Genomic DNA, 24,720 nt, shown 5'->3' with positions numbered 1-24,720 from the left:
AGGCACTATTATTGTATAGAGAAAGACTTATTCCTCAGTAAAACATTGATAATTTAGCCCCTATTATCGTCCAGATTACTTAACTTTCTAAATCCGCACTTCCCTGAGGTTACCCCATTGGTAAATGCGGTGCAAAAAAAGTGGTAATTCTTGTTGCGGTCGCTGTAAATTATTTTAACCAAAAAAGTACCTGCCCCCTGAAACAATCAGTTCCAGGCGACAGGCACTTTTATAAAATTTATTACCTCATACTCGCATCTTCCCCGTGAATTTGCCGCACAATCTCTTTTTCTTTTTTTGGCGGATGAAGAAACAGTGCTAGTATAAAGGCCGCGAATGCAAGGATCGTACTGCCCATAAACGCCCATTCAAATCCAACAACTTGTGCTTGCTGTCCGATCATCTCATTTGTGGCGGGTGCTTCTGGTTCAAAGCTTTTCGTCCCCATGGCAACCAGGGTTACCAATATGGCGGTACCAATCGATGCAGATATTTGCTGCAAGGTATTGGCCATGGCTGATCCGTGTGCATACCATTTTGGCGGAAGCTGGTTCAATGCGGATGTCATTACCGGCATTAGGGCAAAGGACAGACCGAACATACGAATGGCATAGATAGTAGTTAAATAGGTAAATGACGTATCAAGTGATAACTGTGTAAACATAAATGTCGTGACAGTCACAATACTAAGACCAATCAATGCAAGCCATTTGGCACCAAATTTATCAAACAGCCGTCCAGTTATTGGTGACAGAATACCAATGACAATTGCTCCCGGAAGCAGCATTAACCCCGACTTAAGTGGTGAGAAACCCAGCACATTCTGCATAAATAATGGCAGCAACGTTTCTGCTCCGATAAGGGAGACAAGAACTGTCATGGTGATAATAATCGCCAGGGTGAAAATCCGGAATTGAAAGACACGGAATTCCAGCATTGGTGTTTCCAGGACAATCTGGCGCCAGACGAATAGACTGATTACCACTACCCCGATGGCAATGGAACCGATAACGATGCTGCTTCCCCAGCCACTCTCGGATGCAATACTGAAGCCATACAAAAATGAGCCAAAACCTACTGAAGATAGAATAATAGATAATACATCAATTTTCGGCTTTCGAAGGTCGGTTACATTTTTTAAAAACAGTGCTGCGACGATCATCGTGACTGCTACAATTGGAATCACGGTGATAAACAGGGAGCGCCAGCTGTAATGCTCCAGCAGCCAGCCGGATAGTGTTGGTCCAATTGCCGGACCGAACGCAATAACAATTCCAATCATCCCCATTGCAGTACCGCGCCGTTCAACGGAAATAACCGCCAGCAATACTGTCATGAGAAGTGGCAGCATAATACCGGAGCCGGAAGCCTGTACGACACGCCCCAGTAGGAGTACTGGATAAGCTGTAGCTATAGCTGCGATGGCAGTACCAGCACCGAATAAGCCAATCGCGGTTAAAAATAAGCCTCTCGTTGTAAACCGGTCAATCAAAAATGCTGAAATAGGTATCATAATTCCATTTGTCATTAAAAAGGCAGTTGTCATCCATTGCACTTCACCCTGGGAGATAGAAAATGCATCCTGAATGGTTGGTAGTGCTGTTGCTAGTAGAGTTTCATTAATAATTCCCATAAATGCACCGATCAGCAAAGCCGTAATCATCAATGCTTTTTGTTTTGGCGCTAAATCCCAGGAAGTTGCTGATTCGCTCATAATAAATCTCCTTTCCATACTTCCCAAACTGTCATCATGTTGGTTATCCGAGTTTTTAAATAAGAACGACGGTGCAGCTGACCAAGCAGTGCATCGACCAGAAATTCCCTCGGTTTGTCTTGTTTGAATTCTTCTATTAACAAGTCGATTGTCTGTAAATCTTTTTCCGGAGCGTCACTTTTAATCAGTTCTGACCGTAATGTATTTAAGTCACGCGCGATGCTTTCTTTCATGGAAGCAGGCGAATCGGTGTCAGTAGATTTCGGCAGCATTGGTGAAAGATTTTCATCATTTTCTACGATTGCCTTCAGACGTTCGCCTATAAAATCACCCAGCCTGTCCAGTGGCAGGGCGGGCCCTTTCCAGATAATCCACAGCAAGTAACTGTGAATGATCCCTTCCATCATTACGGCCAAATCACTTAAATACACCTTGACCTTTGGACCGAACGCATCAATCAGTGCCTGTTTATGCCATTGGTGATGTGTCTCGCGTATCCGGTTCAGAAATTCAGGTATTTTTCCTTCCTCATATGGGGGGAATTCCGTTACTAATGCAAAGAAAAATGCCTTGTATTCAATTGATTTTTCCAGTTCAACGGTGATTTTCCGTTTCAGTACCACTAGTGGTGACCGCTGTATATCTTCAGAAAATCGGTCTGCTTCGTTGAACATATCATCATAGTAACGTTCAAGAAGTTCCAAGATCATACTTTCCTTGGAATCAAAGTGTTTATAAAATGCACCCTTCGATATATTGCAGGCTTTTGTGATATCAGCAACGGATGTAGTGTTAAACCCGTTTTTCTGAAACAGCTGAACAGCCGCATCCAGAAGCTCATCATGTCGCTGTGCCATTACCATTCTCCTAGCTATGACCTCATGTTTACTTTAGGTAACTATATAGTCACCAATACATAATAACAGCTTGTGTTTTCTGAAACAAGTGGAATACTTAGAGATTTTTAATGTTCACAGTGAACTGTTATTAAGAATCCTGATTTTCTGCGATAGTGCCATTGTGTTGCATAACTGTTAGGGTGTATAACGAATGGATTGAAACTTTTTGAAAATATAATCGTACTTGTTAGTAAGCATTCTTTATAGGTGTCAGAGTTTTTTTTTCTTATTATCGTGTGTATAGCATTAATAATATCTGTTATCTTTAAAAAGAACGTCTAAAACTTTTTGGGGCAGGTCAATAAGTTGAACAAGGAGTGATTACTATGCCAATTTGCCAGAATTGCCATAATAAGTGGAGTTTTAAACAAACCATCAACAAGTCTTTCACCTTGGATCCTTGGATGACTTGTCCCTACTGTGAAGAAAAACAATATCAAACCAAAAAATCAAGAATGAAAAGTAGTTTGTTAAACGCAATTATTTTATTACCACTGCTGATTAACATTTTCTTTGATATTCCAGGAGTTTTCTTGCTGGGTTTATTTCCTGTTGTATTTCTTATAGTTATGTCTCTTTACCCGTTTATAGTGGAGTTAAGCAGCAGGGAAGAGCATATTAATTTTTTTGAAAAGTAAGCGTCCTTCTTGATTAGGGCTATAAGGAATTCGCTCTTGTATAACGAATGCTAGGTTGCTAAAAAGATTGGATAGGGGCATGAAGAAGGTACAATGAGTACACATAAACTTTTAAACTTAATTGGACTATTATCTATAGTATCAGTAATAATTTATTTCATGGCTTATGCCAATGATTATAGTAAAGATGAAGTCATTTCAGGATTGATTTTTTACGTTGCAGCGACTATTATTTATATATTATTTGTGTATCTTTATCATTCTCCGACAGAAAACTCCCTCTTCAATTGTGCGAAGGGCTTCAGCCCAGCAATAAGGGGGAGATGAATGTCGGTTGGCGATAGCCAAAACACCTACTTCATGATATAATCAGAACAAACGTTCCTGTGAAGTGGGTGGGTTTCATGTTCGTCAAAAAAGCTTTTAAGTTTCGCATATACCCCAATCGAAGACAAATCGAGCTAATTAACAAGACGATTGGTTGCTCCAGGTTTGTGTTCAATTTCTTCCTTGCAAAACAGAAGCAAAAAGATGCCTACTGGTTCATAATAGAAGAAATGGTACAAAACGGCCAGCTGCCTTCTAATAATTGGAAAGGTGCGTTTTTCAATAAATATGACACGATAAAGGCTGTTCGCCAGTTAAAAGAACATTACCCTTTTTTAAAGGAAGTGGACAGTATTTCCCTTCAAAAGTCTGTTGAGAATCTGACTGATGCTTACCAACGGTATTACAGAAAACAAAATAAAGCGCCTCAATTCAAAAGCAAAAAGAATAAGGTCCAGTCGTATACCACCAAACAAACCAATGGGAATATCGCTGTTTTGGATAACCACATCAAGTTGCCTAAACTTGGTCTCATGCGGCTTGCCAAAAGTCGTGAAATCAAAGGGCGAATTATCAATGCCACAGTCCGACGTAACCCGAGCGGAAAGTACTTTGTGTCTGTTCTTGCGGAAGTGGAGATTGCGCCATTACCGCAGACTAACTCCAATACGGGTGTTGACCTGGGATTGAAAGACTTCGCTGTTCTGTCGGATGGAACTATCTACAAAAACAATCGTTACTACAAGTCCCTGGAGCTAAATTGGTAAGAGCTCAACAAGTGCTCGCAAGACGTGTAGTGGGTTCCGGCAATTGGAACAAACAACGCATCAAGATAGCCTGCATTCATGAGAAAATTGCAAACAAGCGCGAAGATTTCCTGCATAAGACCTCTACCGCTATCATTAAGAACCACGATGTGATTGGAATCGAGCGTCTGCAGGTATCGAATATGATGAAAAACAAGAAAAGCGCTCCATCCATTGCTGATGTTTCCTGGTATCAATTCAAAGTCATGTTGACATATAAAGCTAAATGGTACGGCAAGACTGTTGTGGAAGTGAGTAAAACCTTTCCCAGTTCGCAGCTGTGTTCGAGTTGCGGGTATCAAAACAAAGCCGTTAAAGACCTGCGTGTGCGTGAGTGGACCTGTGTATGTGGTGCACATCACCAGCGAGATATCAACGCAGGATTAAACCTTAAAAACGAAGCGATAAGACTTCTAACCGCAGGAACTGCGGGGATAGCCTAATCCATAACGGGCGGTTACGCCTGTGTTCTTAGGAATCCCCCACCTCAATCAGACCGTAAGGCCGATAAGTGGCGGGTAGTTCAACACAAAAGCAAACTAGGGCGAAAACTCGTATTATATGGGATTGGTATAATTACGGTAATTCCAGTTTTTCTTCTCCTAAGATGATGAAATAAACAAAGCTTTCTGGCATTGACGGGCGCACTTATCGAACAAGGGGGTGCTGGACGTTTCTATATAATGGCAATTTGTCGAGGGAAATGTGCTGATTTTGAATCAAATAAGAGGGAGTGAATTCGTTGGAATATAAACAGAGGGATGATTGTTTTATCGCCTACAGCACTGAAAATTTGCTTTATGCGTTAAAGAGTGAAGAAGATTATATTATAATCCACGAAGATTTTAAAAAAGAATTCGAGCAAAATACGCAACTGCCACTTACGGAAAAAGAAGAAATGGCAGCTCAACTAGGATTTCGAGGCTGGGCAGGCATTTGGGTAGGATTATGTTTTCATATTATCAATTTTTTCAGCAAAGGAAGTAAGCAACAAAAGAAAATTGACAGTAAGATCCGCAAATACCATTTTAAAAAACAGAATGGACATGAATTTATATTGTATCTGCGTCAATTGGAATATTAGGCAAATACGAAGAAGGTATACCTCCTGATGGATCAGATTACAGAAGAAAGGTAGTATTTAATGAAAAATTATCGAAACTATTTAATAATAATGTTCACAGCACTATTCCTTATATTAGTAGCTTGCGGCAACTTATCTGAGGAATCTAGTACTAAATCAAACAACGGCAGTTCAACGCAACATGCAAATAGTGACCTCACCAATAAAGATGAAAATATAACGGAAAATACCGAAACAAATGACCAGGAGGACACTTCTGCAAATTTAACGGCCAGTGATGGTGACAGTGGAGTAAGTGAAACTAAAAAAGAAGAATATCTCAAGAAACTGAATGATATGGAACAATCAGATAAACACGCAGAGGCTAAAACAACAACAGCAGATATGGAGGAACAGGAGAAAGATAGATATGAAAAATGGGATAAAGCATTGAATGAAATCTATGGAGTATTAAAAGAACATCTTAGTACAGAACAGATGGATCAATTAAGAGAAGAACAACGGAATTGGGTAGAACATAGAGATATAGCTGCTAAAGAAGCATCGCTTAAATATGAAGGCGGTTCGATGGAATCATTAGAATATGTGGCTACGCAGGCAAGTATTACAAGAGAAAGATGCTATGAGTTAGTTGCGAATTATATGATGTAAATTTACCAAAACTATTAGTATTGATTTTCTATTAAACTATCATCCGGTAAGCGGGTGGCTGCTTAGTTAGGCTGAGGATGTGGACTTAAATGTTGGTTGAAAAGGAGGGATAGTTGATGAACAAAGGAGTTAAAATTACACTTTGGACTTTTTTTGGTGTTCTTATATTTTTAGTTGTTATTGGCATTGCAGGCTATTATGCTATCTAGCGCAGTATTGGTGTAAGAGCAGATAAAACTTCAAATTTGAACACCTATGAGCACCGTGAAATGGACTTCTCGGCGAAAAATTCATTCTTGACAAATAACACTATTCTGTAATACTATATACTGGTAATCAGTAATACTGAATATATGTGTTACAAAGTACTGAAAAATATAGTGAAATACAAATGGGGGGGTAAATTTGGAGGGTACCACAGAAATGCTGAAAGGGGTGCTTGAGGGTTGTGTACTAGAGATCATCAGCCATGGCGAAACCTACGGCTATGAAATCACTCAAAAGCTACGGGAACTTGGCTTCACTGATGTGGTTGAAGGCACAGTTTACGCAATTACCTTGAGGTTTGAGAAAAACAACCTGGTGAACATCAAAAAAAAGTCATCCACCAAGGGACCGCCTAGAAAGTTTTACACACTTACTGAAGTAGGTCATGAACATCTTGAAACTTTTTGGGATAACTGGGAGTTAATCTCCAGCAAAATTAATGAACTCAAAATCAACAGAAAATCAAAATGAAATCCAAAGGAGGAGTATGATGAATTTTATTGAAAAAATTATCGGAAGTCTGGATGACAATCGAGAATGGAAAGCTATGGAGGAGCGCGCGAAGGCACTACCACGTGAGTACAGCAAAGCGTACAACGCTATCAAAAAATATATGATGACCACGGGTGCTATTCCCTCAGACTGGAAGGATACAAGCCGTATCTTTGGCGGCATTCTAGATCTTTTCGAAGAAAGTGCCGCAGAAGGCAAGAAAGTATCTGATCTCACGGGTGGGAATGTGGCCGCTTTTTGCGACGAACTAGTAAAAGATGAGGAAACTTGGAAGGAAAAGTATCGCACGAAGTTGAACAATACGATTAATCACGACTAACGACGCATTCCCGATGGAAATAGCTTAGCACTGGGAAGGAAAACCTGAACCATTCGTGTTCAATTAATCTTATTAGTATGAATTGACATCCTCACTATTCAATTCTATTTTTTTAAGCCAGTATTAAGTATCACTGATTACCAGTGATACCGATTAGTGGAATATAAGTAATCTAGTTCCTTGGGCGCGCAAGTAGTCTTGAGGTACGTTTTATAAGGAGGAAAAAGTATGAGCAATATAGCAATATCTGTAAAGGGATTACAAAAATCATTTAGAGCCAATGAGGTCTTAAAAGGACTGGATTTTGAAGTTCAGCGTGGCGAAATCTTTGCACTGCTAGGCTCAAATGGAGCGGGGAAGACGACAACGGTTAATATTCTTTCGACGCTGATGAAGCCCGATAGCGGCAAAGTGGGTATTTGCGACTTTGATGTCCAGCATCAACCGGATCACGTTCGTCAGAGAATCAGTCTGACAGGACAGTTCGCAGCTTTAGATGGCGTGCTTACCGGACGGGAAAACCTGCTGATGATTGCTAAGTTACGAGGAGTTTCCAATCCCCATCAGATCGCAGACAACCTGCTAGCAAGATTTGGCCTAACAGATGCTGCCAATAGCCAGGCCGAGAAGTACTCCGGCGGGATGAAGCGACGGCTTGACATAGCCATGAGTCTGATCGGGAAACCAGCAGTTATTTTTCTTGACGAACCAACGACAGGGCTTGACCCTGGAGCACGGAATGAAGTCTGGGATATCGTCAAGGAGCTTGCCGATAATGGAACAACCATTTTTCTGACGACCCAATATCTTGAGGAAGCTGAACAACTTGCGGATCGTATCGCCATTTTACATGAGGGTAGGATTATTGCTAACGGTACGCTCTCTGAACTAAAGGGACTGTTCCCACCCGCAAAGGTAGAGTATATTGAAAAACAACCCACTTTGGAGGAAATATTCCTCGAAATTGTCGGTGAAAAGGAGGGTAAGTAAATGGAGGCAGTAAAGAGACGTTATTTTAGTAATTTAGGTGTAATGCTTGGACGTTCTATGCGCCATATAACCCGTAGTATGGACACAATCATCTCGGTCACCATTATGCCGGTCGCACTTCTGTTGTTGTTCGTCTATGTGTTCGGTGGCGCCATTCAAACCGGAACAGATAACTATGTGAATTATCTTTTGCCTGGCATACTACTTATTGCAATTGCTAGCGGAGTATCCTACACGGCTTTTCGCCTGTTCACAGATGTGCAACGGGGCATATTCGAAAGGTTTCACTCTATGCCAATTTCACGTTCCACCTTATTGTGGGGGCATGTGCTGACTTCTCTGTTATCGAACGCCGTATCGCTGGTTGTCATTATTCTTGTGGCAATCTTAATGGGATTTCGTTCGTCAGCGGGTATACTGCCGTGGTTTGCGGTAGCCGGAATACTTATGCTGTTTACCCTGGCTTTAACCTGGGGCGCGGTGATTGCTGGACTGTCCGCTAAATCAGTGGATGGCGCAAGCGCCTTTTCCTACCCAATTATTTTTCTGCCGTTTATCAGCTCAGCGTTTGTACCGACTAATTCGATGCCATCGATCGTCCGCGCCTTTGCAGAAAACCAGCCCGTGACCCCGATAGTCGAGGCCATACGTGCGCTGCTGTCAGGTCAGTCGGTGGGCAATGATATTTGGGTCGCTCTTATGTGGTGTGTCGGGATTACATTTATAGCCTATTTTATTGCAATCGGGGTGTATAAAAAGCGGGCGTGATTTTGTTAAGGAAGGAAGCAGCAGTTACACTAACTGCTGCTTTATCCGCTTATTTTATTAACATGATATTTTGGCCGTAGCTAATCTGTGTGAATACTATTTTGGCAGAAACTGATTCAATGCAGATGTCAAACGCACGCTGTTGTGGCAATAGTATTCTGTTAAAGTTGATCATGGCCACAGCAAGCGGTGCCTCCATCGCTCACCGTTACGCTGGTATTGTACCCGCATGTGTTTACGGTCTGGATCACCTTGCCAGAATTCAACTTCATCTGCAACTACAGCAAAAAGCTTCCAGTTGGGACTTATTGTTTTAGGCGTTTGATTTACCAAGTCTTTCGATTTATTCAGTTCCCTCTCTAAATCTTCTTGGTTATCCAATGTTTTACTCTGTTTTCCGATCAGTGCCATTGCCTGAGCAGCACTCGACCTTTTCAAAAAATCCTCTGTGTTTCTCTCTTTAGTCATTTCGGAAGCGACTCCACGTATACGTACCTGCCTGCCTATTTCAGACCAATGAAAAGTTAAGGCGACATTCTGATTTACGTGCAGCTGTTCTCCTTTTCGGCTTGCCAGTGATGTTGCAAAATACCACCTGTCACGGGTTACATCTTTCAAAATTAATACTCTGGCGTCGGGAGCACCATCTGCATCGACAGTGGATAGTGTCATCGCATGGGGTTCGTGAACACCTTCTTCTATAGCCATGTTCAGCCATTGCAAAAACAAATCTGATGGGTTGTTCGTTATCTCGTCTGGATGAAAATCCGGTAACGGACCAGCCAATGACTTTAAATTGCTTAATAAATCCTTTGCTTTCTTCATATTCTTACTCCTTTCATTATGAATCTAGCATCTTAATTTAATATAAAAGAATTAATATCTTTAATCAACTTTATCATTATTTCAAAGGTGGATAGCAGCAGTATTGCTAATGTTTCTTATGTAATCAAATATAAGAACCCTAATCTGAAGCAATAGGGCCAGAAAATTGAGCAATCGAGAAGAAATTCTTCGCAATAGTATGTGATATACTTAAGAAAATATAAGGGTATAATAAGTTTTATCCACCTAAAAATGAATGCGTTAACAGGCGCATTCCCGGAGTAAGGGGTATGGTTTAATAACCGATATTTGCATGAACTACAAAAGAGTGAAAACAAAAAGAATGATAACTAAAAAATTACTGGAGGGACCAAAATGTTAACCCAAGTTGAAATAATCCATACTTACAATGCTCCACGTGAACTAGTGTTTAAGTCATTTACAGAATCAGAGCATTTACAGAACTGGTGGGGGCCGAAAGATTGGACGTTTCATGTTACAAAAGCAGATTTTCGTCCGGGAGGTGTCTTTCATTACAGTCAAAAACCTGCTAATGGTGATGAAATGTGGGTTAAATTTATATACAATGAAATGATTGTACCAGAGAGAGTCGTTTACACCAGTTACTTTTCTGATGAGGAAGGAAACCTTGTGCGTGCACCTTTTAACGAAAGCTGGCCATTGGAAACATTGAATACACTGACGTTCACTGAAAATGGGGATAAAACAACCCTTACAGCGATAGTAGCACCTGCTGCATCAGCAACTGAAGAGGAACTGAAGACCTTTGGAGAATCACAAGTTATGGTTCATGAAGGATTTTTAGGAACCTTCAATCAATTAGAAGATTATTTGTCAAAGGAATCAAAATAATCCGGACCATGCAAGAAAATCACCGACTAAATTAGCGGTGGTTTTTTTGAGGTGGAGAATATAAGGTGCCTGCGTCTAAATTTTATATAAGGGCATTTTTGTTAAGAAAAAGGATTATAAAGCAAACGAAAAGAAGTAATTATGATAAGCAAACAGAAAGGAGTATATTTTATGAGTGAGGATATTAGCGTAAATCTTCCCAAGATTGTCACGCATGATGAATGGCTTGCGGCTCGTCAGAAGTTATTAACAAAGGAGAAGGAGATTACTCGCAAGCAGGATGAGTTGAGTGCTGAGCGTCGCAGGATGCCTATGGTTGAAATCGATAAAAATTATATTTTTCAAGGGCCAAATGGCGAAGTAAGTTTACTTGATTTATTTAAGGATTGTCGCCAGCTTATTGTCTATCATTTTATGTTTGATCCGACTTGGGATGAGGGTTGCGAGGGCTGCTCCATGATTGTTGATAGCATGGGACACCTTTCTCATCTGTATGCTCGTGGTACTTCTTTAGTTTTGGTGTCCCAGGCACCTTTGAGCAAAATCGAACCTTTTAAAGAACGTATGGGTTGGGGGATACCGTGGTTTTCTTCTTTTGAAAGCGAATTTAATTATGATTTTGAGGCTACATCAAAGGATGGCGCACAGCGTCAACACCAGGGCTTGAGTGTTTTTCTGCGTGATGGGGACCGTGTCTTTCACACGTATTCTACGTATTTACGAGGTCTCGATAAACTCTTTAGTCCTTTTAACTACCTTGACCTAACCCCATTTGGCCGTCAAGAAACTTGGGAAAACGCGCCCCAAGGCTGGCCGCAATCTCCCCCGTATGAATGGTGGCGTCTCCATGACGCATACGGTTACACTGAAGTTCCAGGTTCATGTTGTCATTCAAGAAGCATCACTCGTAAATAGTTGTATTTTCGGTTTAGTGCAACAAGGGTATTTATTCAAGTGGAACAAATAAACCTTATTTTAAAAGTGTAAGATAACGGTCAAGGCATTAAGGAAAAAAAGTTACCATACATTTTTAATTCATTTTTTCGTGGCGGAAACTGTTTCTGGATCTTAGTTTAATGGAGCAACAGAACGACGGATTTCTGACAGGGAGGGGCAATGATGAATCTCGAAGATGAGTATTTAAATGTTGTTCAAGAAAGGTTTAAAAGTGTCAAAGACCTCGGGGATAAGGCAATAAGTCAGTTATCAAACGATGAAATCCATTGGAATTTAAATGATGCTTCAAATAGTGTCGCTGTTATAGCTAAACACTTAAGTGGTAATATGGTGTCCAGATGGTCTGATTTTTTAACATCGGATGGTGAAAAGTCATACAGGAAACGTGATCAGGAATTTGAGAATGATATATCGTCAAAACAGGAATTGATAGCAGTTTGGGAAAAGGGTTGGAACACTCTTTTTAAAACATTAAATGGGCTAGAGGGTCAGGATTTGTTGAAAAGTGTGTTCATTCGTGGTGAAAGTCATACGGCATTAGAGGCTCTTGAAAGGCAATTGGCACACTATGCCTACCATATAGGGCAAATCGTTTATATTGGTAAACAATTAAAAGGTGAGAATTGGGAAACGCTCAGTATCCCTAAAGGAAAATCAGAAGAATATTTACAACAAATGCTGAAAAGAAATCAGAAATAAAAAAGGGTTAGCCCTTATTTTCACGAATAGGATTATGAGATATTCTAGTAATAATAAATAGGAAAGGGGATTAAAAATGGATGTAAGATTTCCAATTGGGGAATTACAAGTTCCAAATAAGGTAACATTAGAAAATATTCAACAATGGCTAAAGGAGATTGAAACGTACACGATCCGGCTAAGAGAAACTGTTGCCCCATTAAGTGATGAGGAATTAAGCAGCACATATCGTGATGGTAGCTGGACAGTTCGTCAGCTTGTTCATCACATTGCAGATTCACAGTTGAACATGTATCAACGATTGAAGCTTGCTTTAACAGATGAGAATCCAACAGTACCAGCCTTTGATCAAGATAAGTGGGCAATTCACCCGGATACAGAGCTTCCCGTAGAAAGTTCTATTAAAATGCTGGAAGGTATAAATGAGCGCATCGTATCTTTAGGATCAAGTTTAACGGAAGACCAATTAGATCGAGTTTTTACTCACCCGAAAAACGGGAAAATAACAGTTGCAGCAAAAGTTGCAAAATTAGCTTGGCACGAAGAGCACCACTTAGCCCATATAAAAATCGCATTATCAAAATAGCAAACTATTTATGGAATTGGTTTATCGAACTTCGATAAGCCGTTTTTTTTTAAAATAAGGAATAATGAAAGCAGTTTTACTTAACTAAAAGGCGCGATAATCGTAAAGGATTTTTATTAAAAATTTCCTCGTATGTTCGTTTCCGATGTCACAAATCAGAGTCTTACATTGTTATATGTATGAAACTTATAAAGGAGTTGAGTAATAATGGACGACTTGACATGTATAATTATCGGAGGCGGTTATGCAGGGCTTAAAGCACTCAAACAAATACAGGAAACAACCCGGGACATGGCAAACGGACGGCGGATTCGGTTTGTGCTGGTCGACAAGCAGCCCGGTCATCTGCGCAAATTGAGGTTATTTAAGCCAACTACGGTCGAGGAAGAAATTATGATTCCTTGGGATGATTTAATTATAGGAGAATTTGAATTTGTGCAAGGTACAGTTACATCAGTGGATAGTGAAGAAAAGCGGGTTCAATATGTGGATGTGCAAGGAAATAATGCCCGTATAGATTATGATCTTTTAGTCGTGGCGGTTGGCAGCACCGTTCGTCGACCAGAAACCGACCAAGGTGGGATTGCCTTGATCGATCCGCAATCCGCGGCAGACATCCGGGAACGCTGGCATGTCAATTTACGAAAGGCAGCTGACGAGACGAATCCTGAAGTACAAAAGCGCCTAATGACAATCTCGGTTGCTGGAGCGGGCATCAGTGGCATCGAGACGTCTGCAGAGCTGGCACTCTCTATGCAGAAGGAAGCAGCTGCGCTAGGGTTGAATTCGTCCAATGTTTCCGTATATTTACTGAATTTACAGGAACGCCTGCTCCCAGGAGTGTCGGAGAAATTTAGGCGGAAGTTGGATCAGGAGCTAAGCAAATGTGGAGTGACCGTACTTCACAATCGTAAGGCGATGCGGGAGGAAACAGGAGAGGTGACGCTAAATGATGGCGATTCACTGAAAGTTGGCCTATTGATATGGATGATTGGTCTGATACCGAATCCAGCCCTGCGCGGCATGGGCTTACCGCTTACACCTGATGGTCAGGTGCTGGTAGATGAAAGTTATCGTGTCCAAGGGGCGCCGGGGGTATACAGTATTGGCGACTGTGCGAGAATTGTCGACCCGAAAACCGACAAGGCGGAACAGAAGACGTGCTTTGAAGCTGGGATACAAGGGATTCGATTGGGGAAGATTGTGAGTGCCGATTTGGAGGGTCAACTTGCACCGATTCACAAAGCATCAAAATCAAATATGGATATCTATAATATTGGTCTGGGTCAAAAAGGGGTGTTTTGGATACGCAAATGGGGAATTGATATGGTGATGACAGGAAAGACTCCAGGGAAGCTCAAGAAGCTGGTAGAGGATAAAGCCAGTTACCTTCGATAAGATGCAATAGTTATAACATTCAAGACAGGAGGGACAGTGAGATGGAAGAACTATACGACCAATATAAAGCGTTACTGTTTACGCTGGCATATCAGTTGACAGGGTCTGTTGCAGACGCGGAGGATGCAGTACAGGACGTATTTTTTAAGGCGTACGAAGCTCATGTCGAACATTTAGACGAGCCAAAAGCGTATTTGTGTAAAATGGTGACCAATCGCTGTCTCAATCTGCAGAAGTCGGCACGAAAGAAGAGGGAAGCATACGTCGGTCCGTGGCTTCCTGAACCGATTCGGATGCAAGAATCAGATACACTTGAGTTGACGGTCGTCCGCCGCGATTTGCTGTCTTATGCTATGCTCGTACTATTGGAGAGGCTAACACCTACAGAGCGGGTAGTTTTTGTCTTGCGTGAGGCGTTGGGATTCGATTATCTCGAAATAGCCGAACTGCTCGGCAAGAGAGGGGCGAATTGCCGCAAGCTGATGAGCCGGGCGAGAAACAAGATGGGAATATCAGAGGAAGAGACAGTCGCGACCGAAGCGGAAGAATTGGAATGGGTTAACCGGTTCCTTACCTCCCTTGAACAAGGCGACGTGGATCATCTACTGTCTCTGTTGACTGAAGACGTCATGCTCGTCACTGACGGAGGAGGAAAAGTAAAAGCATTCAGGCATCCAGTACAAAAGCGTGATCTCGTAGCTCGATTCCTGGCTGCTGCGCTTGAAGGCATGGCTCCCTTTTATCAGGAAAGACTTCACTATGAAATTACTTCTTTGAATGGTGAGACCAGTATAGTGCTCCGTTCTGGTGAAGAAACAGTGGCCACTATATGTTTACAACTTCGGCGCGGAAAGTTTGCAAGAATTTATGTTGTACGGAACCCGGATAAGCTTACTCGAGTTTAGGGTAGTCGCTTACAATCCATAGAAAAAACTGTTGGAAAGATGTTTACTTCTACCCATTCAAGCTGCGAGTCACTAATGACTTCTGTTCTTTCTTGTTAAATACTTCACATATCACCGAAATGTGCATAAATGACTTTTATATGTTAAGCAATCCATGAGAAATCAACATTACTTTGATATAATTGAGACAGCTAATCAATAAAACAAGGACGGGAGGGTGTAACATGACCAAACATAAGATCTATACAATGAGTGTTGCAAGTGTCTATCCCCATTATATTACGAAGGCGGAGAAAAAAGGACGTACGAAAGCAGAAGTCGATGAAATTATCCGTTGGTTGACTGGATATAGCCAGGAAGCGTTAGAAGCGCAATTGGAAAAACAATCAGACTTTGAAACCTTCTTTGCGGAAGCACCCCAACTTAATTCTTCTCGGACGTTGATCAAAGGTGTAATATGCGGTGTCCGAGTGGAAGACATCGAAGAACCAACGATGCAGGAAATTCGCTATTTGGATAAGCTGATTGATGAGTTAGCAAAGGGAAAAGCGATGGAGAAAATTTTGCGGAAGTAATAACTATAACTAGAAACACTGGTTCTGTATATAAAATAATAGAATTGGTGTTTTGTTGCAAAATGGATGCGAAATCGTCCAGATTGTTGAATAAACACCTATGACTGTGTAAATGACAATCTTAAGATAAGAAAGATAAATTTTCTCACAATCAACAAAACGTTTAAAAATCCTAATTAATTGTGTATGTTTGAATTAGGAGATTATCCGCTTAAAAGGAGAGAATTTTCTTGGCAAAATGGGACAATATGCTAGCTATTGTATGGCTATTAAGATCAAGAAACAGTATGACGGCGGAACAACTTTCGGAGAGATTGGAAATTAGTGTTCGGACGATTTATCGCTATATTGACGCACTTTGTGCAAGCGGGGTGCCTATTGTAGCTGACCCGGGACATGACGGGGGTTATCATTTGCCGAAAAGTTTTCGGGAAGCACCGCTGTTTTTTAATCTTCATGAATTGAAAAGTCTGTTTCACGCCGCCTCATTTGCACGGGGAGCAGGGTATCCGTATGAAGAGGATTTAAGCCATGCCCTTGAAAAAATCCAACAGAATTTGAACTACAAACAGAAGGCTTATTTGGATCGCCACATGAGTGGTTTTGATGTCATGTTCTCACAACATAATGAATTGATGCACCGCTTGCTTAAGCAGCTTGAACAAACCGTGGCAGAGGGTCAAACCATTGATGTGTTCTATGATAAACGAAAGGGAGAAGGGCCTGTTGAACGTCGGATTGATCCATATGGCTTGGTGTACCGGCAAAATTATTGGTATGTAGTTGCATTCTGTCATTTGAGACAGGAGTTGCGTACGTTTCGCATAGATCGGATTAGCTACCTTTCATATTCTGGTTTATTTTTTGAACGACCATCCGATTTTTCGGCGAGCAAGTATTTACAAAATCAGTGGAGCTTTGATTGGGAAGCAAAAGAGCCAACTGCTATGGTCCATGTTCGGGGGAAACCTGAAGTTATGGATTATCTGTGCCAAATAATGCACCATTGCCTGACGGAACGAGTAGATGAAGAGGCCCATTTCAAAATCAATGTTGAATGGATGGAGAATAAATTCTCTGCATTCCTTCTTACGTTCGGAACAGGTATTCAAGTATTGGATCCACAGGCGTTGAGAAATAAGATGGCAGAAAAGGCCCGACAACTTGCAAACTATTATGAAACAAGTGAGCACCTTGACGGAGTGAAGAGGTAAGTAAGATTCCGAGTCACTTTTTAAAGTAAATAAATGGAGGTGATACCATGAATTATTACAGTACATTTATATTGATTTCTGATGATAGCCCTGTTCAGGCAAGTAAAATACCTGTATCTAACCGAAAAAAGAGGACAATCTCTGAAATTGAATATGCGCTGCTTCATGAGAATCCGGGCTACTATACGCAAGATGAGTTACAATTCGAGGTACATATGATACACAAAGGAATTCCAGAAGAAAACCGTGACAGGGAAGAGGTGCTTTTTTTACAGAAAAGTCGTGCTTGTATGCGAGCTTCTTCTCTACCGAAACGGTTTGGCTGGGGAATTTACTTTGATACGAATGGCAAGGCCGAAATGATTCCAGTTGAATCGGAGAAATATCAAGAGCTTAAACAGCAGGATCAAATTAAGAAGGTGAAGGCGATGAAGTCTAAAAAATAAAGTGCTATCGTTAATTATGGAATAGCCACGTCCAATGGGATTTTAGAAAGGAATAGTAAAAAAGCGCGGCAGTTAGTAACTCTTTGTAAAAATATAACATCCCCTGACAGCAATTGTCAGGGTTATTGTTTTATAATGATAATATTCTCGGAGAAAAGTGAATAAACAAGGAGGAATTTCAAATGAAACATCAAGCAATACTGTCATATGATTATCACCTTTGGGCAAACAACAAATTTTTTGGACATTTAAAAGAGCTACCTGACGAAATATATTCACAGGAAATTGAAAGTGTTTTTCCTTCAATTGCAGAAACGCTCTCCCACATTTACGTCACTGATACCATTTGGCTCGGTGTCATACTAGAAGATAATTTTGATCAAGTTCGGGCCTCCGGCGTTAAAGCTGCTGAGGCAACGAAAGGTAAAAATCTCGAGGACCTGGAAGACATGTTTAAAGAACTGTCTGAACGCTACAAAGCATTTTTTAACAGCGAAGATGATTTTGACAGACCCATGGTACTTGAACATCCACATTATGGTCGGTTGGAAACACAACTTTCCAATTTGGTCCAGCAAGTTGTCAATCACGGAACGTATCATCGTGGTAATCTTACAGCCATGATTCGCCAATTGGGGCACCCAAGCGTTCCAACCGATTATATCCTTTATCTGTATGATAAGAATGCTAAAAACTAGTTAATCCGCTGGAAAAGGGGTTCTTATGGAGGTGCTGACATGATAACGGTTTATAATTACGTACTGGATACGTTATCAGACTGGGAAATCTATACGATGCTTGGTGAAGACGAACGATAAGTGTGCAGTTGTTTTAATAGGGCGCGCTTTTATACCAAAGCGCGCCCCTTCTGGATGGTAAGAACGTAATTTAAGAAAGGCAGAAGAGGGATCGATAATGATTTATATAGCGCTATTGCGTGGTATTAACGTGGGTGGAAAGAATAAAATAAAGATGGCCGAATTGAGGAACGTTCTTGAGACGATAGGGCTTAACCGGGTTCAAACTTATATCCAAAGCGGTAATATTCTGTTCGAATCGAATGAGAAGGAAGAACCGTTACAGAAACAAATTGAAAAGAGAATTGAAGAAGGATTTGGCTATTCTATCAACGTTATTTTAAGAACAGCTACGGAATTGGAAAGGATCATCAGAAATTGTCCATTCTCAGAGAAATCCATATCTGAGGCTGAAGCATCTGCAGCTGGAGAAAGTTTATATGTTGCTTTATTGCCCAATCCACCGTCACAAGAAGGAATTAAACGATTAAGCAATTATAAAAATGAAAAAGAATCATATCAAATCGTAGGTCGGGAAATTTACCTCTTATTCCATCATAGTATTCGAAACTCCCATCTGGCCAGAAGTATTCAGAAATTAGGGATGCCTGTGACAGTACGTAACTGGAAAACGTTAAATAAGCTTGACACAATGGTAAATGAAAGGAATATTTGATCGTTAGAAGAGTGCTGCTCTGAGTATAGCGTTAATAGGCGAGAATAAACAATTAATCCATAGGTTTATTTTATACAAGGAACGAGATTTGAATAACAAGCAGAAAAGGGGAGCTTCCAATGCTTTTTAGTGGAGAAAGAGTTCGACTAAGGAAAATGTCCAGTGAAGATGCTTCTACTTACCATAGGTGGAGAAACGATATAGAGATTATGCATTTCGCTGACTCATCTTTGGATGTTTTTACGTATGCTGACACTGAAAAATTCGTTAAAAACATAACTGAATCTAATAATTCCAGAATATACATGATTGAGGAACTTGAAGCTAATAATCCGATCGGCATAACATCGCTTATTAATATTGATTATGGAAACCGTAACGCTGAATGTAATATAAGCATAGGGGATAAAAGTTACTGGGGTAAAGGTTTTGGGCAGGAATCTTTTCGTCTACTATTGGATTTTGCATTTAACGAGTTGAATCTGCACAAAGTGTATTTACGAGTATTTTCCTTCAATAAAGGGGCAATTAAATTATATCAAAAACTTGGATTTTATGAAGAAGGAGAATTAATAGAACAATTTTATCGGGATGGCTCTTGGCATAATGTTATTTTCATGGGTCTATTGAAAAGAAATTATAATAAGTGACAGATGGATGTTTTTTCATATACGGGTCCAAGAAATGGATTAACATATTGTTAGGTTAAAAAGGATACATTAAGTGAAAATATTGAAGTTGTAAAGGTACGGAAAAAATCTTAGCGTGCTATCATATTTGGCTTTCTTATAAAGTACATATCGTAGCCATTCCAAACAAACATATTTCCACGTTAACCCAATGGGTGTTGCGCAATAACGAACCTAGGAAAATAACAGGATTCTAAGCATCTACACTGGTAGATTATTTCAGGAGGGAAAATTGTTTAATTGAGCGCATTTCTATAAAAATAGTGCAGTATATAGTGTTGATTTCCTGGTGTATTAACCATATAATACATGTAAATGTGTGTTATTCAGTTAATACACTTTTGTTTTGGCAGATAAGAAAGCATAACATAAGTGCTACTAAGGCTTATCTATATTAGGGCTTGGCGATAAGCCAAGTTTTCTAAACATCGCCAAACGATACAGTAATTTCTTACTAAATAAATCGTTAGAGAAACTATAAATTGCAAAATATTTAAGTAGGGGTGATTTGTTGAAAAAGATCAAAGAGTATAAAGGGTATTGGAGTTTTGCGGTTTTTACAAGTATAGTTGGTTTAATTGTAGGGATTTTTTCAGTTATTTCCGATCATTTACCATATGTAGGTGAAGAGATGACCGTTTTTGAATTCTTCATTTCGTATTTAGCAGTAATGATTAATTCCCTACCCATGTGGTTTATACTGGCTATGCTAGTTGGCTATTTATTTGGGAGGAACATTAAGCAAGCTATTTTATTTGGTGCTATTTATACAATCACCGCTATTACGTTTTATTTCGTAATAGGCCACTTTTATACAGACGTACCAGTACCTGTTTCATTTAGTGAGCAAGCAGTCACATATATGATTTGGTACGGAGCCTCAGCTGTTGGAGGGAGCTTAGGCGGGGGTATAGGGTATTTATTTAAAATTAATCCATATGCTTTACTAATTTTACTTGCAGGTTTAATCTTTCAGTTGTTTTTATATGGTACAAGAAGTTGGTTTAATATTGTTGGTGCTGCACAGAATGTTACCTTCTGTTTAATAATAGTAAGCATCGTTATCTATTTACACCTCTCGAGAAAAAGAAAAGTGGAATAAAAGACTTCTTGAACATCGAGATTCAGATTCACCAATCTGACATGATTCAGTCAAAATTTTCATAGGATAGCTGATAGGCATGGCAGAATTGTTGTGTGTGATGTCGTTTAGCTGTATCGTAAAAGAGGAAGATGTAAGTAATGCAAAATTAGATGAAACAGGAGCTGATTAACTTGCTCGGGCAACGACTCAGACATACAAAGCGCTATCGTGAAATAATTAATGTACTAATGAAAAATGGATTCAGCCATTTCCTGTTCCGTGTTGGCCTGGCAGATAGAGGTTTTGCAGCAGGGCATGGAGCTGATGAGATCGATCGGAATATGAAAAACGTTGGGAAAAGGCTGCGGCATGCACTGCAGGATCTTGGTCCATCGTTCATTAAGCTCGGTCAGATTGCCAGTACACGCCATGATGCGCTGCCTCAGGAAATAATAGAAGAATTGGAAAAGCTCCAGGATCATGCACGGGTGATACCATACGAACATGTGCGGTCTACAATTGAATCAGAGCTTGAGGATGAGATCGGAAATCTGTTTGCAAACGTGGATTCCGATCCGCTTGCGACAGCCTCAATTGGACAAGTCCACACTGCTAAGCTTCTTAGTGGTGAGGATGTCGTGCTTAAGGTGCAGCGGCCGGGGCTGAAGTCCAAGATTGAAACCGATTTGGAAATTTTGCAGGGATTTGGCCGTATATTGGAGGAACGTACTGTCTGGGCAAAACGATACCGTCTCTGTGACATCATTGATGAACTCTCCAATTCGCTGAAAAATGAGCTGGATTACTTAATGGAAGGTCTTGGTGCCGGACGGATTTCCAAGCAATTTGAGGATGATGCGTATATAAAAGTCCCAGACGTTTACTGGGATTTTTCGACCAAACGGGTATTGACAATGGAAAAAATCGACGCCATCAAGATTTCCAGGATTGAAGAACTGGATGCCAATGGATATGACCGGGTTAAAATTGCTCGGCGCCTGGCAGATACAATGCTGCGGCAACTTTTCGAGAATGGTTTTTTCCATGCCGACCCTCACGCCGGCAATATTTATGTGTTGCCAAAAAACTCAATTGCATTTTTTGACTTTGGGGAAACCGGAATGATTAATAAAAAGACGCGACAGCACTTTGCATCGCTACTTGTCAACCTTCATCAAGGCAACACAAAATCGATGATCAAAACTTTTTCTAAGATGGACATTATCAGTGAAGAGACAGACACTGAGGCATTGAGGCGTGACCTGGAAGACCTGCATGTTCGCTATGAAAATATCAAAATGAAAGAACTTAGCCTAGGCAGGGTTATCCTGGAAATATTGAATGTCTCATATCACAACTACATAAAAATCCCAACAGAACTGGCGCTGATCAGCAAGGTAATCCTAACGCTTGAGGGGGTTCTCCGGCGGCTTGATCCGGAATTCAGTCTCATGCGGTCGGCAGAACCTTTTGCACAAAAACTGATGTGGCAGCGTTACCGTCCAAGAGAAATTATCCGAAATTCATTGGAAGAGATTGGGGAAGACATCGGTATTATTTCCGAATTGCCAAGTGATTTGAAGGAAGTAATGGACGTAATAAAAAAAGGCAAAATCGGGCTGGATATTAACGTGAAACGCGGCGACCAAATCATGCGCAGGGTGGACAAGATCAGTAACCGGCTGTCATTCAGTGTTCTGATGCTTGCCTTCAGTATTTTAATGGGCAGTCTAATTATCGGCTTAGCAATTGTCGGGCAGGACACCATCATCTGGAACCTGCCAATCATCGAAATCGGTGCAGTCATCGCAGCCCTCATGTTTGTACTGATGGTGATAACGATTATCCGGTCAGGACGGATGTGAAGAGGATCTAAGATTGAATGGAGTTGAAAGCGGGTAACACAAATTAACAAGTACTGTTATTGAGGAGGTCAAGAATGAAGCAGGCACTTACCGTTTTTCTAATTCTTGCTGTCTTGATGGTCACCTTTTTTGTAGTGATAGAATTTGTTTAGTTTAATGAAGAAGTGGGACGGACAAGGAACCTGTCCCTAATTGTCCCACAAAAGTAAGCTATGAATAGTAAAGTAGCAGGATCCAATAGTACTGGATCCTGCTACTTTAATGGATTACTCTGCGACGTCTGCCCATTTATATTCGTATGTTGCTCCGAATGGGTTGACGTGAATACCTTTTACTTTCGGTGAAATTAGTTGGGCTCTTGAGCTTTGATAAATTGGTGCAATTGCGGCATCCTCAAAGAGAATTTTTTCAGCCTTTAAGAAGTTTTCGTAGCGTGCAACATTATCAGTAGCCAATGTTGTTGCTGTTTCTTTGACTAATTTATCATATTTCGGATTGGAATAGCCCATCATATTGTTTCCGCTTTTAGTTGTCCAAAGGTTCATAAATGTGAATGGATCAAGGAAGTCAGGTCCCCATCTGGATACTTGAAGTTGATAATCCATCTTTGTATCTAAATCAAGACGTTGTTCTTTAGGTACTTGTTTTAAATTAATTTCTAATCCTGGCAGATTTGTAGATAGCTGATTTGCAAGATATTCTACCATCGTTTTTGTTGTCTTATCATCCCCAGTTAATAATTCTAACTCTATTGTATCTGTGCCAAGCTCTTCTAACCCTTTTTCCCACAATTTTTTTGCCTTTTCCAAATCATAGGTTACAAGGTCACCACTTACTTCGCGGAAATCTTCTCCGGATTCTGGAAGCGGTGTGAAATTTTTAGGTACCAGCCCGTTAGCAACGATGGACCCATTATTAAGAATTTCATCCACTAATGCTTGTTTATTAAAGGCTCTGCTGATTGCAGCCCGAATATTTCTGTTGGCAAGTGCTTCAGATGTTGTCTGGTTGAACTTTATAAAGTAAACAAAAGTATCCGGTGATACGACATAATCTTCGTGTGTACTATATTTATCAACAAGGTCAGCAGATAGGTTAATCCGGTCCATTGTGCCTGATTCGTATAAATCAACAGCAGTCTGTGGATCCTTTACTACTTTGAACTTCAATTTATCCATCTTAACTGCATCTGCGTCCCAATAATTATCATTTTTAACTAATTCCCATGAATCACTGGTACTTTCCCAATTTTCTAATGTATAAGGCCCGTTTGCTAATACTGTGTCAGAACTTGTGGCAAATTTATCTCCCTGTTCCTCTACAAATTCCTGGTTTAGCGGGAAGAAGGTACCAAAGGTTGTTAACGATTCAAAATATGGTGTTGGATTTTCCAGATTAACTACTAATGTATAGTCTCCATCAGCTTTTACACCTAGTTTTTCAACAGGAAGTTCTCCACTGCTTACTTTTGTGGCATTTTTAATTACGTTATTCATCATATATGGACCGTATTCAGATCCAGTATCTGGATTGACTGCACGGCGCCATGCATAAACAAAATCATGAGCGGTTACGGGATCACCATTTCCCCAAGTTGCATCTTCCCTTAATGTAAATGTCCATGTAAGTCCATCTTCACTAATTTCATGTCCCGTGGCAATGCCCTCTGTAATTTTTGCGTTCTCATCAAGTCGATATAGCCCTTCCGTGGTAGCTGCTAAAAAATTGAAGGAAGCTTCATCTGTTGCGATTGAAGGGTCCATGGTTGCGATGTTTACTTTGTTTGTAAAGTTTAATACTTTCTCTCCATTTTCTGTCGTCTCTGTTGCTGAGTCATTGGTATCCGCTGCGTCATTAGAGTCTTCTGAACACGCGGCCAATATACTTAATAATAGAGTCAGTACTGTGAATATAACCCATTTTTTTAAATTCATGTGAGCCCTCCTATGTTGTTTTTTGAAAATTATCCCTATTGAATTTAATGGAAACTTTACAACATTGTAATCCCGTTAACTTAGTTTGTAAAGAAAGAAATGATAGAATTTTATCGGAATTTGTAATTTTTTATAAAAGTAAGCCTTATCATAATGTTGTCTTGGACATCGTTTGTTAATGGTTCACTATATTTATATAATATCGAAAGAATTTAATGTGG

Annotated in this window: 27 protein-coding genes; 23 read left to right on the top strand and 4 right to left on the bottom strand. The window is 40.3% G+C overall.

The window, feature by feature from the left end; translation table 11 throughout:
- Positions 1 to 241: 241 nt before the first annotated feature.
- Together ACE1TG_RS09750 and ACE1TG_RS09745 are read right to left on the bottom strand one after the other, a co-directional pair.
- Entirely contained in the window at positions 242 to 1,714 is a 1,473-nt protein-coding gene (locus ACE1TG_RS09750; protein WP_375052180.1) for an MDR family MFS transporter, read from the bottom strand.
- Positions 1,711 to 2,571 carry a TetR/AcrR family transcriptional regulator gene (locus ACE1TG_RS09745; RefSeq protein ID WP_375052179.1) on the bottom strand — a complete coding sequence of 287 codons (861 nt, stop codon included), beginning with the start codon at positions 2,569 to 2,571 and terminating at the stop codon, positions 1,711 to 1,713. The genes ACE1TG_RS09750 and ACE1TG_RS09745 overlap by 4 nt, the downstream gene beginning before the upstream one ends.
- 368 nt (positions 2,572 to 2,939) lie before the next feature.
- Here ACE1TG_RS09745 and ACE1TG_RS09740 point away from each other — a divergent pair, with 368 nt between their 5' ends.
- The 9 genes from ACE1TG_RS09740 to ACE1TG_RS09695 all read left to right on the top strand — a co-directional run bounded on the left by ACE1TG_RS09740 (position 2,940) and on the right by ACE1TG_RS09695 (position 8,976).
- Positions 2,940 to 3,251, top strand: coding sequence for a TIGR04104 family putative zinc finger protein (locus ACE1TG_RS09740; protein WP_375052178.1), 312 nt, complete (start codon positions 2,940 to 2,942; stop codon positions 3,249 to 3,251).
- Positions 3,252 to 3,655: 404 nt separating this feature from the next.
- Positions 3,656 to 4,345: an RNA-guided endonuclease TnpB family protein gene (locus tag ACE1TG_RS09735; protein ID WP_375052177.1), complete on the top strand. Its 690-nt coding sequence runs from the start codon at positions 3,656 to 3,658 to the stop codon at positions 4,343 to 4,345.
- An 11-nt stretch (positions 4,346 to 4,356) separates the two neighbouring features.
- Entirely contained in the window at positions 4,357 to 4,827 is a 471-nt protein-coding gene (locus ACE1TG_RS09725; RefSeq protein ID WP_483887889.1) for an RNA-guided endonuclease TnpB family protein, read from the top strand.
- A 299-nt stretch (positions 4,828 to 5,126) separates the two neighbouring features.
- The gene (locus ACE1TG_RS09720) at positions 5,127 to 5,468 is read left to right on the top strand and encodes a hypothetical protein (RefSeq protein ID WP_375052176.1); all 342 of its coding nucleotides are present in this window, start codon (positions 5,127 to 5,129) and stop codon (positions 5,466 to 5,468) included.
- A 60-nt stretch (positions 5,469 to 5,528) separates the two neighbouring features.
- Positions 5,529 to 6,119 carry a lysozyme inhibitor LprI family protein gene (locus tag ACE1TG_RS09715; RefSeq protein ID WP_375052175.1) on the top strand — a complete coding sequence of 197 codons (591 nt, stop codon included), beginning with the start codon at positions 5,529 to 5,531 and terminating at the stop codon, positions 6,117 to 6,119.
- A gap of 405 nt (positions 6,120 to 6,524) precedes the next feature.
- Positions 6,525 to 6,857, top strand: coding sequence for a PadR family transcriptional regulator (locus tag ACE1TG_RS09710; RefSeq protein ID WP_375052174.1), 333 nt, complete (start codon positions 6,525 to 6,527; stop codon positions 6,855 to 6,857).
- Between the two features lie 19 nt (positions 6,858 to 6,876).
- Complete coding sequence (locus ACE1TG_RS09705) at positions 6,877 to 7,218, top strand: DUF1048 domain-containing protein (RefSeq protein WP_375052173.1); 342 nt, start codon at positions 6,877 to 6,879, stop codon at positions 7,216 to 7,218.
- Positions 7,219 to 7,446: 228 nt separating this feature from the next.
- On the top strand, positions 7,447 to 8,208 hold the full coding sequence (locus tag ACE1TG_RS09700; protein ID WP_375052172.1) for an ABC transporter ATP-binding protein: 762 nt from the start codon (positions 7,447 to 7,449) through the stop codon (positions 8,206 to 8,208).
- Entirely contained in the window at positions 8,209 to 8,976 is a 768-nt protein-coding gene (locus ACE1TG_RS09695; RefSeq protein ID WP_375052171.1) for an ABC transporter permease, read from the top strand.
- A 171-nt stretch (positions 8,977 to 9,147) separates the two neighbouring features.
- On the opposite strand, the gene ACE1TG_RS09690 is transcribed toward ACE1TG_RS09695, so the two are convergent.
- Positions 9,148 to 9,801: a pyridoxine/pyridoxamine 5'-phosphate oxidase gene (locus ACE1TG_RS09690; RefSeq protein WP_375052170.1), complete on the bottom strand. Its 654-nt coding sequence runs from the start codon at positions 9,799 to 9,801 to the stop codon at positions 9,148 to 9,150.
- Between the two features lie 375 nt (positions 9,802 to 10,176).
- Here ACE1TG_RS09690 and ACE1TG_RS09685 point away from each other — a divergent pair, with 375 nt between their 5' ends.
- From ACE1TG_RS09685 to ACE1TG_RS09620, 14 genes are all read left to right on the top strand, one after another.
- Positions 10,177 to 10,674 (top strand): SRPBCC domain-containing protein, encoded by a 498-nt coding sequence (locus tag ACE1TG_RS09685; RefSeq protein ID WP_375052169.1) that lies wholly within the window; start codon positions 10,177 to 10,179, stop codon positions 10,672 to 10,674.
- A gap of 171 nt (positions 10,675 to 10,845) precedes the next feature.
- Positions 10,846 to 11,589 (top strand): DUF899 domain-containing protein, encoded by a 744-nt coding sequence (locus tag ACE1TG_RS09680; RefSeq protein ID WP_375052168.1) that lies wholly within the window; start codon positions 10,846 to 10,848, stop codon positions 11,587 to 11,589.
- 204 nt (positions 11,590 to 11,793) lie between these two features.
- The gene (locus tag ACE1TG_RS09675; RefSeq protein ID WP_375052293.1) at positions 11,794 to 12,330 is read left to right on the top strand and encodes a DUF1572 domain-containing protein; all 537 of its coding nucleotides are present in this window, start codon (positions 11,794 to 11,796) and stop codon (positions 12,328 to 12,330) included.
- 76 nt (positions 12,331 to 12,406) lie between these two features.
- Entirely contained in the window at positions 12,407 to 12,916 is a 510-nt protein-coding gene (locus ACE1TG_RS09670; RefSeq protein WP_375052167.1) for a YfiT family bacillithiol transferase, read from the top strand.
- Between the two features lie 207 nt (positions 12,917 to 13,123).
- On the top strand, positions 13,124 to 14,314 hold the full coding sequence (locus ACE1TG_RS09665; protein ID WP_375052166.1) for an NAD(P)/FAD-dependent oxidoreductase: 1,191 nt from the start codon (positions 13,124 to 13,126) through the stop codon (positions 14,312 to 14,314).
- 41 nt (positions 14,315 to 14,355) lie between these two features.
- Positions 14,356 to 15,219 (top strand): RNA polymerase sigma factor SigJ, encoded by an 864-nt coding sequence (gene sigJ, locus ACE1TG_RS09660; RefSeq protein WP_375052165.1) that lies wholly within the window; start codon positions 14,356 to 14,358, stop codon positions 15,217 to 15,219.
- 224 nt (positions 15,220 to 15,443) lie between these two features.
- Positions 15,444 to 15,794, top strand: a complete 351-nt coding sequence (locus ACE1TG_RS09655) for a DUF2200 domain-containing protein (protein ID WP_375052164.1) — start codon at positions 15,444 to 15,446, stop codon at positions 15,792 to 15,794.
- Between the two features lie 230 nt (positions 15,795 to 16,024).
- Complete coding sequence (locus tag ACE1TG_RS09650; RefSeq protein WP_375052163.1) at positions 16,025 to 17,008, top strand: helix-turn-helix transcriptional regulator; 984 nt, start codon at positions 16,025 to 16,027, stop codon at positions 17,006 to 17,008.
- Positions 17,009 to 17,055: 47 nt separating this feature from the next.
- Positions 17,056 to 17,454: a DUF6157 family protein gene (locus tag ACE1TG_RS09645; protein ID WP_375052162.1), complete on the top strand. Its 399-nt coding sequence runs from the start codon at positions 17,056 to 17,058 to the stop codon at positions 17,452 to 17,454.
- A 182-nt stretch (positions 17,455 to 17,636) separates the two neighbouring features.
- The gene (locus ACE1TG_RS09640) at positions 17,637 to 18,152 is read left to right on the top strand and encodes a DinB family protein (RefSeq protein ID WP_375052161.1); all 516 of its coding nucleotides are present in this window, start codon (positions 17,637 to 17,639) and stop codon (positions 18,150 to 18,152) included.
- A gap of 217 nt (positions 18,153 to 18,369) precedes the next feature.
- Positions 18,370 to 18,927, top strand: a complete 558-nt coding sequence (locus ACE1TG_RS09635) for a DUF1697 domain-containing protein (RefSeq protein ID WP_375052160.1) — start codon at positions 18,370 to 18,372, stop codon at positions 18,925 to 18,927.
- Positions 18,928 to 19,046: 119 nt separating this feature from the next.
- Positions 19,047 to 19,577 (top strand): GNAT family N-acetyltransferase, encoded by a 531-nt coding sequence (locus ACE1TG_RS09630; RefSeq protein ID WP_375052159.1) that lies wholly within the window; start codon positions 19,047 to 19,049, stop codon positions 19,575 to 19,577.
- A gap of 550 nt (positions 19,578 to 20,127) precedes the next feature.
- Positions 20,128 to 20,718: a hypothetical protein gene (locus ACE1TG_RS09625; protein WP_375052158.1), complete on the top strand. Its 591-nt coding sequence runs from the start codon at positions 20,128 to 20,130 to the stop codon at positions 20,716 to 20,718.
- 173 nt (positions 20,719 to 20,891) lie between these two features.
- Complete coding sequence (locus ACE1TG_RS09620; RefSeq protein ID WP_375052157.1) at positions 20,892 to 22,565, top strand: ABC1 kinase family protein; 1,674 nt, start codon at positions 20,892 to 20,894, stop codon at positions 22,563 to 22,565.
- A 266-nt stretch (positions 22,566 to 22,831) separates the two neighbouring features.
- Here the strand turns inward: ACE1TG_RS09620 and ACE1TG_RS09615 are convergent, their stop codons facing one another.
- Positions 22,832 to 24,499 (bottom strand): peptide ABC transporter substrate-binding protein, encoded by a 1,668-nt coding sequence (locus ACE1TG_RS09615; protein WP_375052156.1) that lies wholly within the window; start codon positions 24,497 to 24,499, stop codon positions 22,832 to 22,834.
- Positions 24,500 to 24,720 lie beyond the last annotated feature (221 nt).

The sequence above is a fragment of the Virgibacillus sp. JSM 102003 genome (assembly GCF_041949995.1).
GTDB lineage: Bacteria > Bacillota > Bacilli > Bacillales > Amphibacillaceae > Lentibacillus.
Note: the sequence above shows the minus strand (reverse complement) of the source record. Positions and strands in the feature narration are given on the sequence as shown.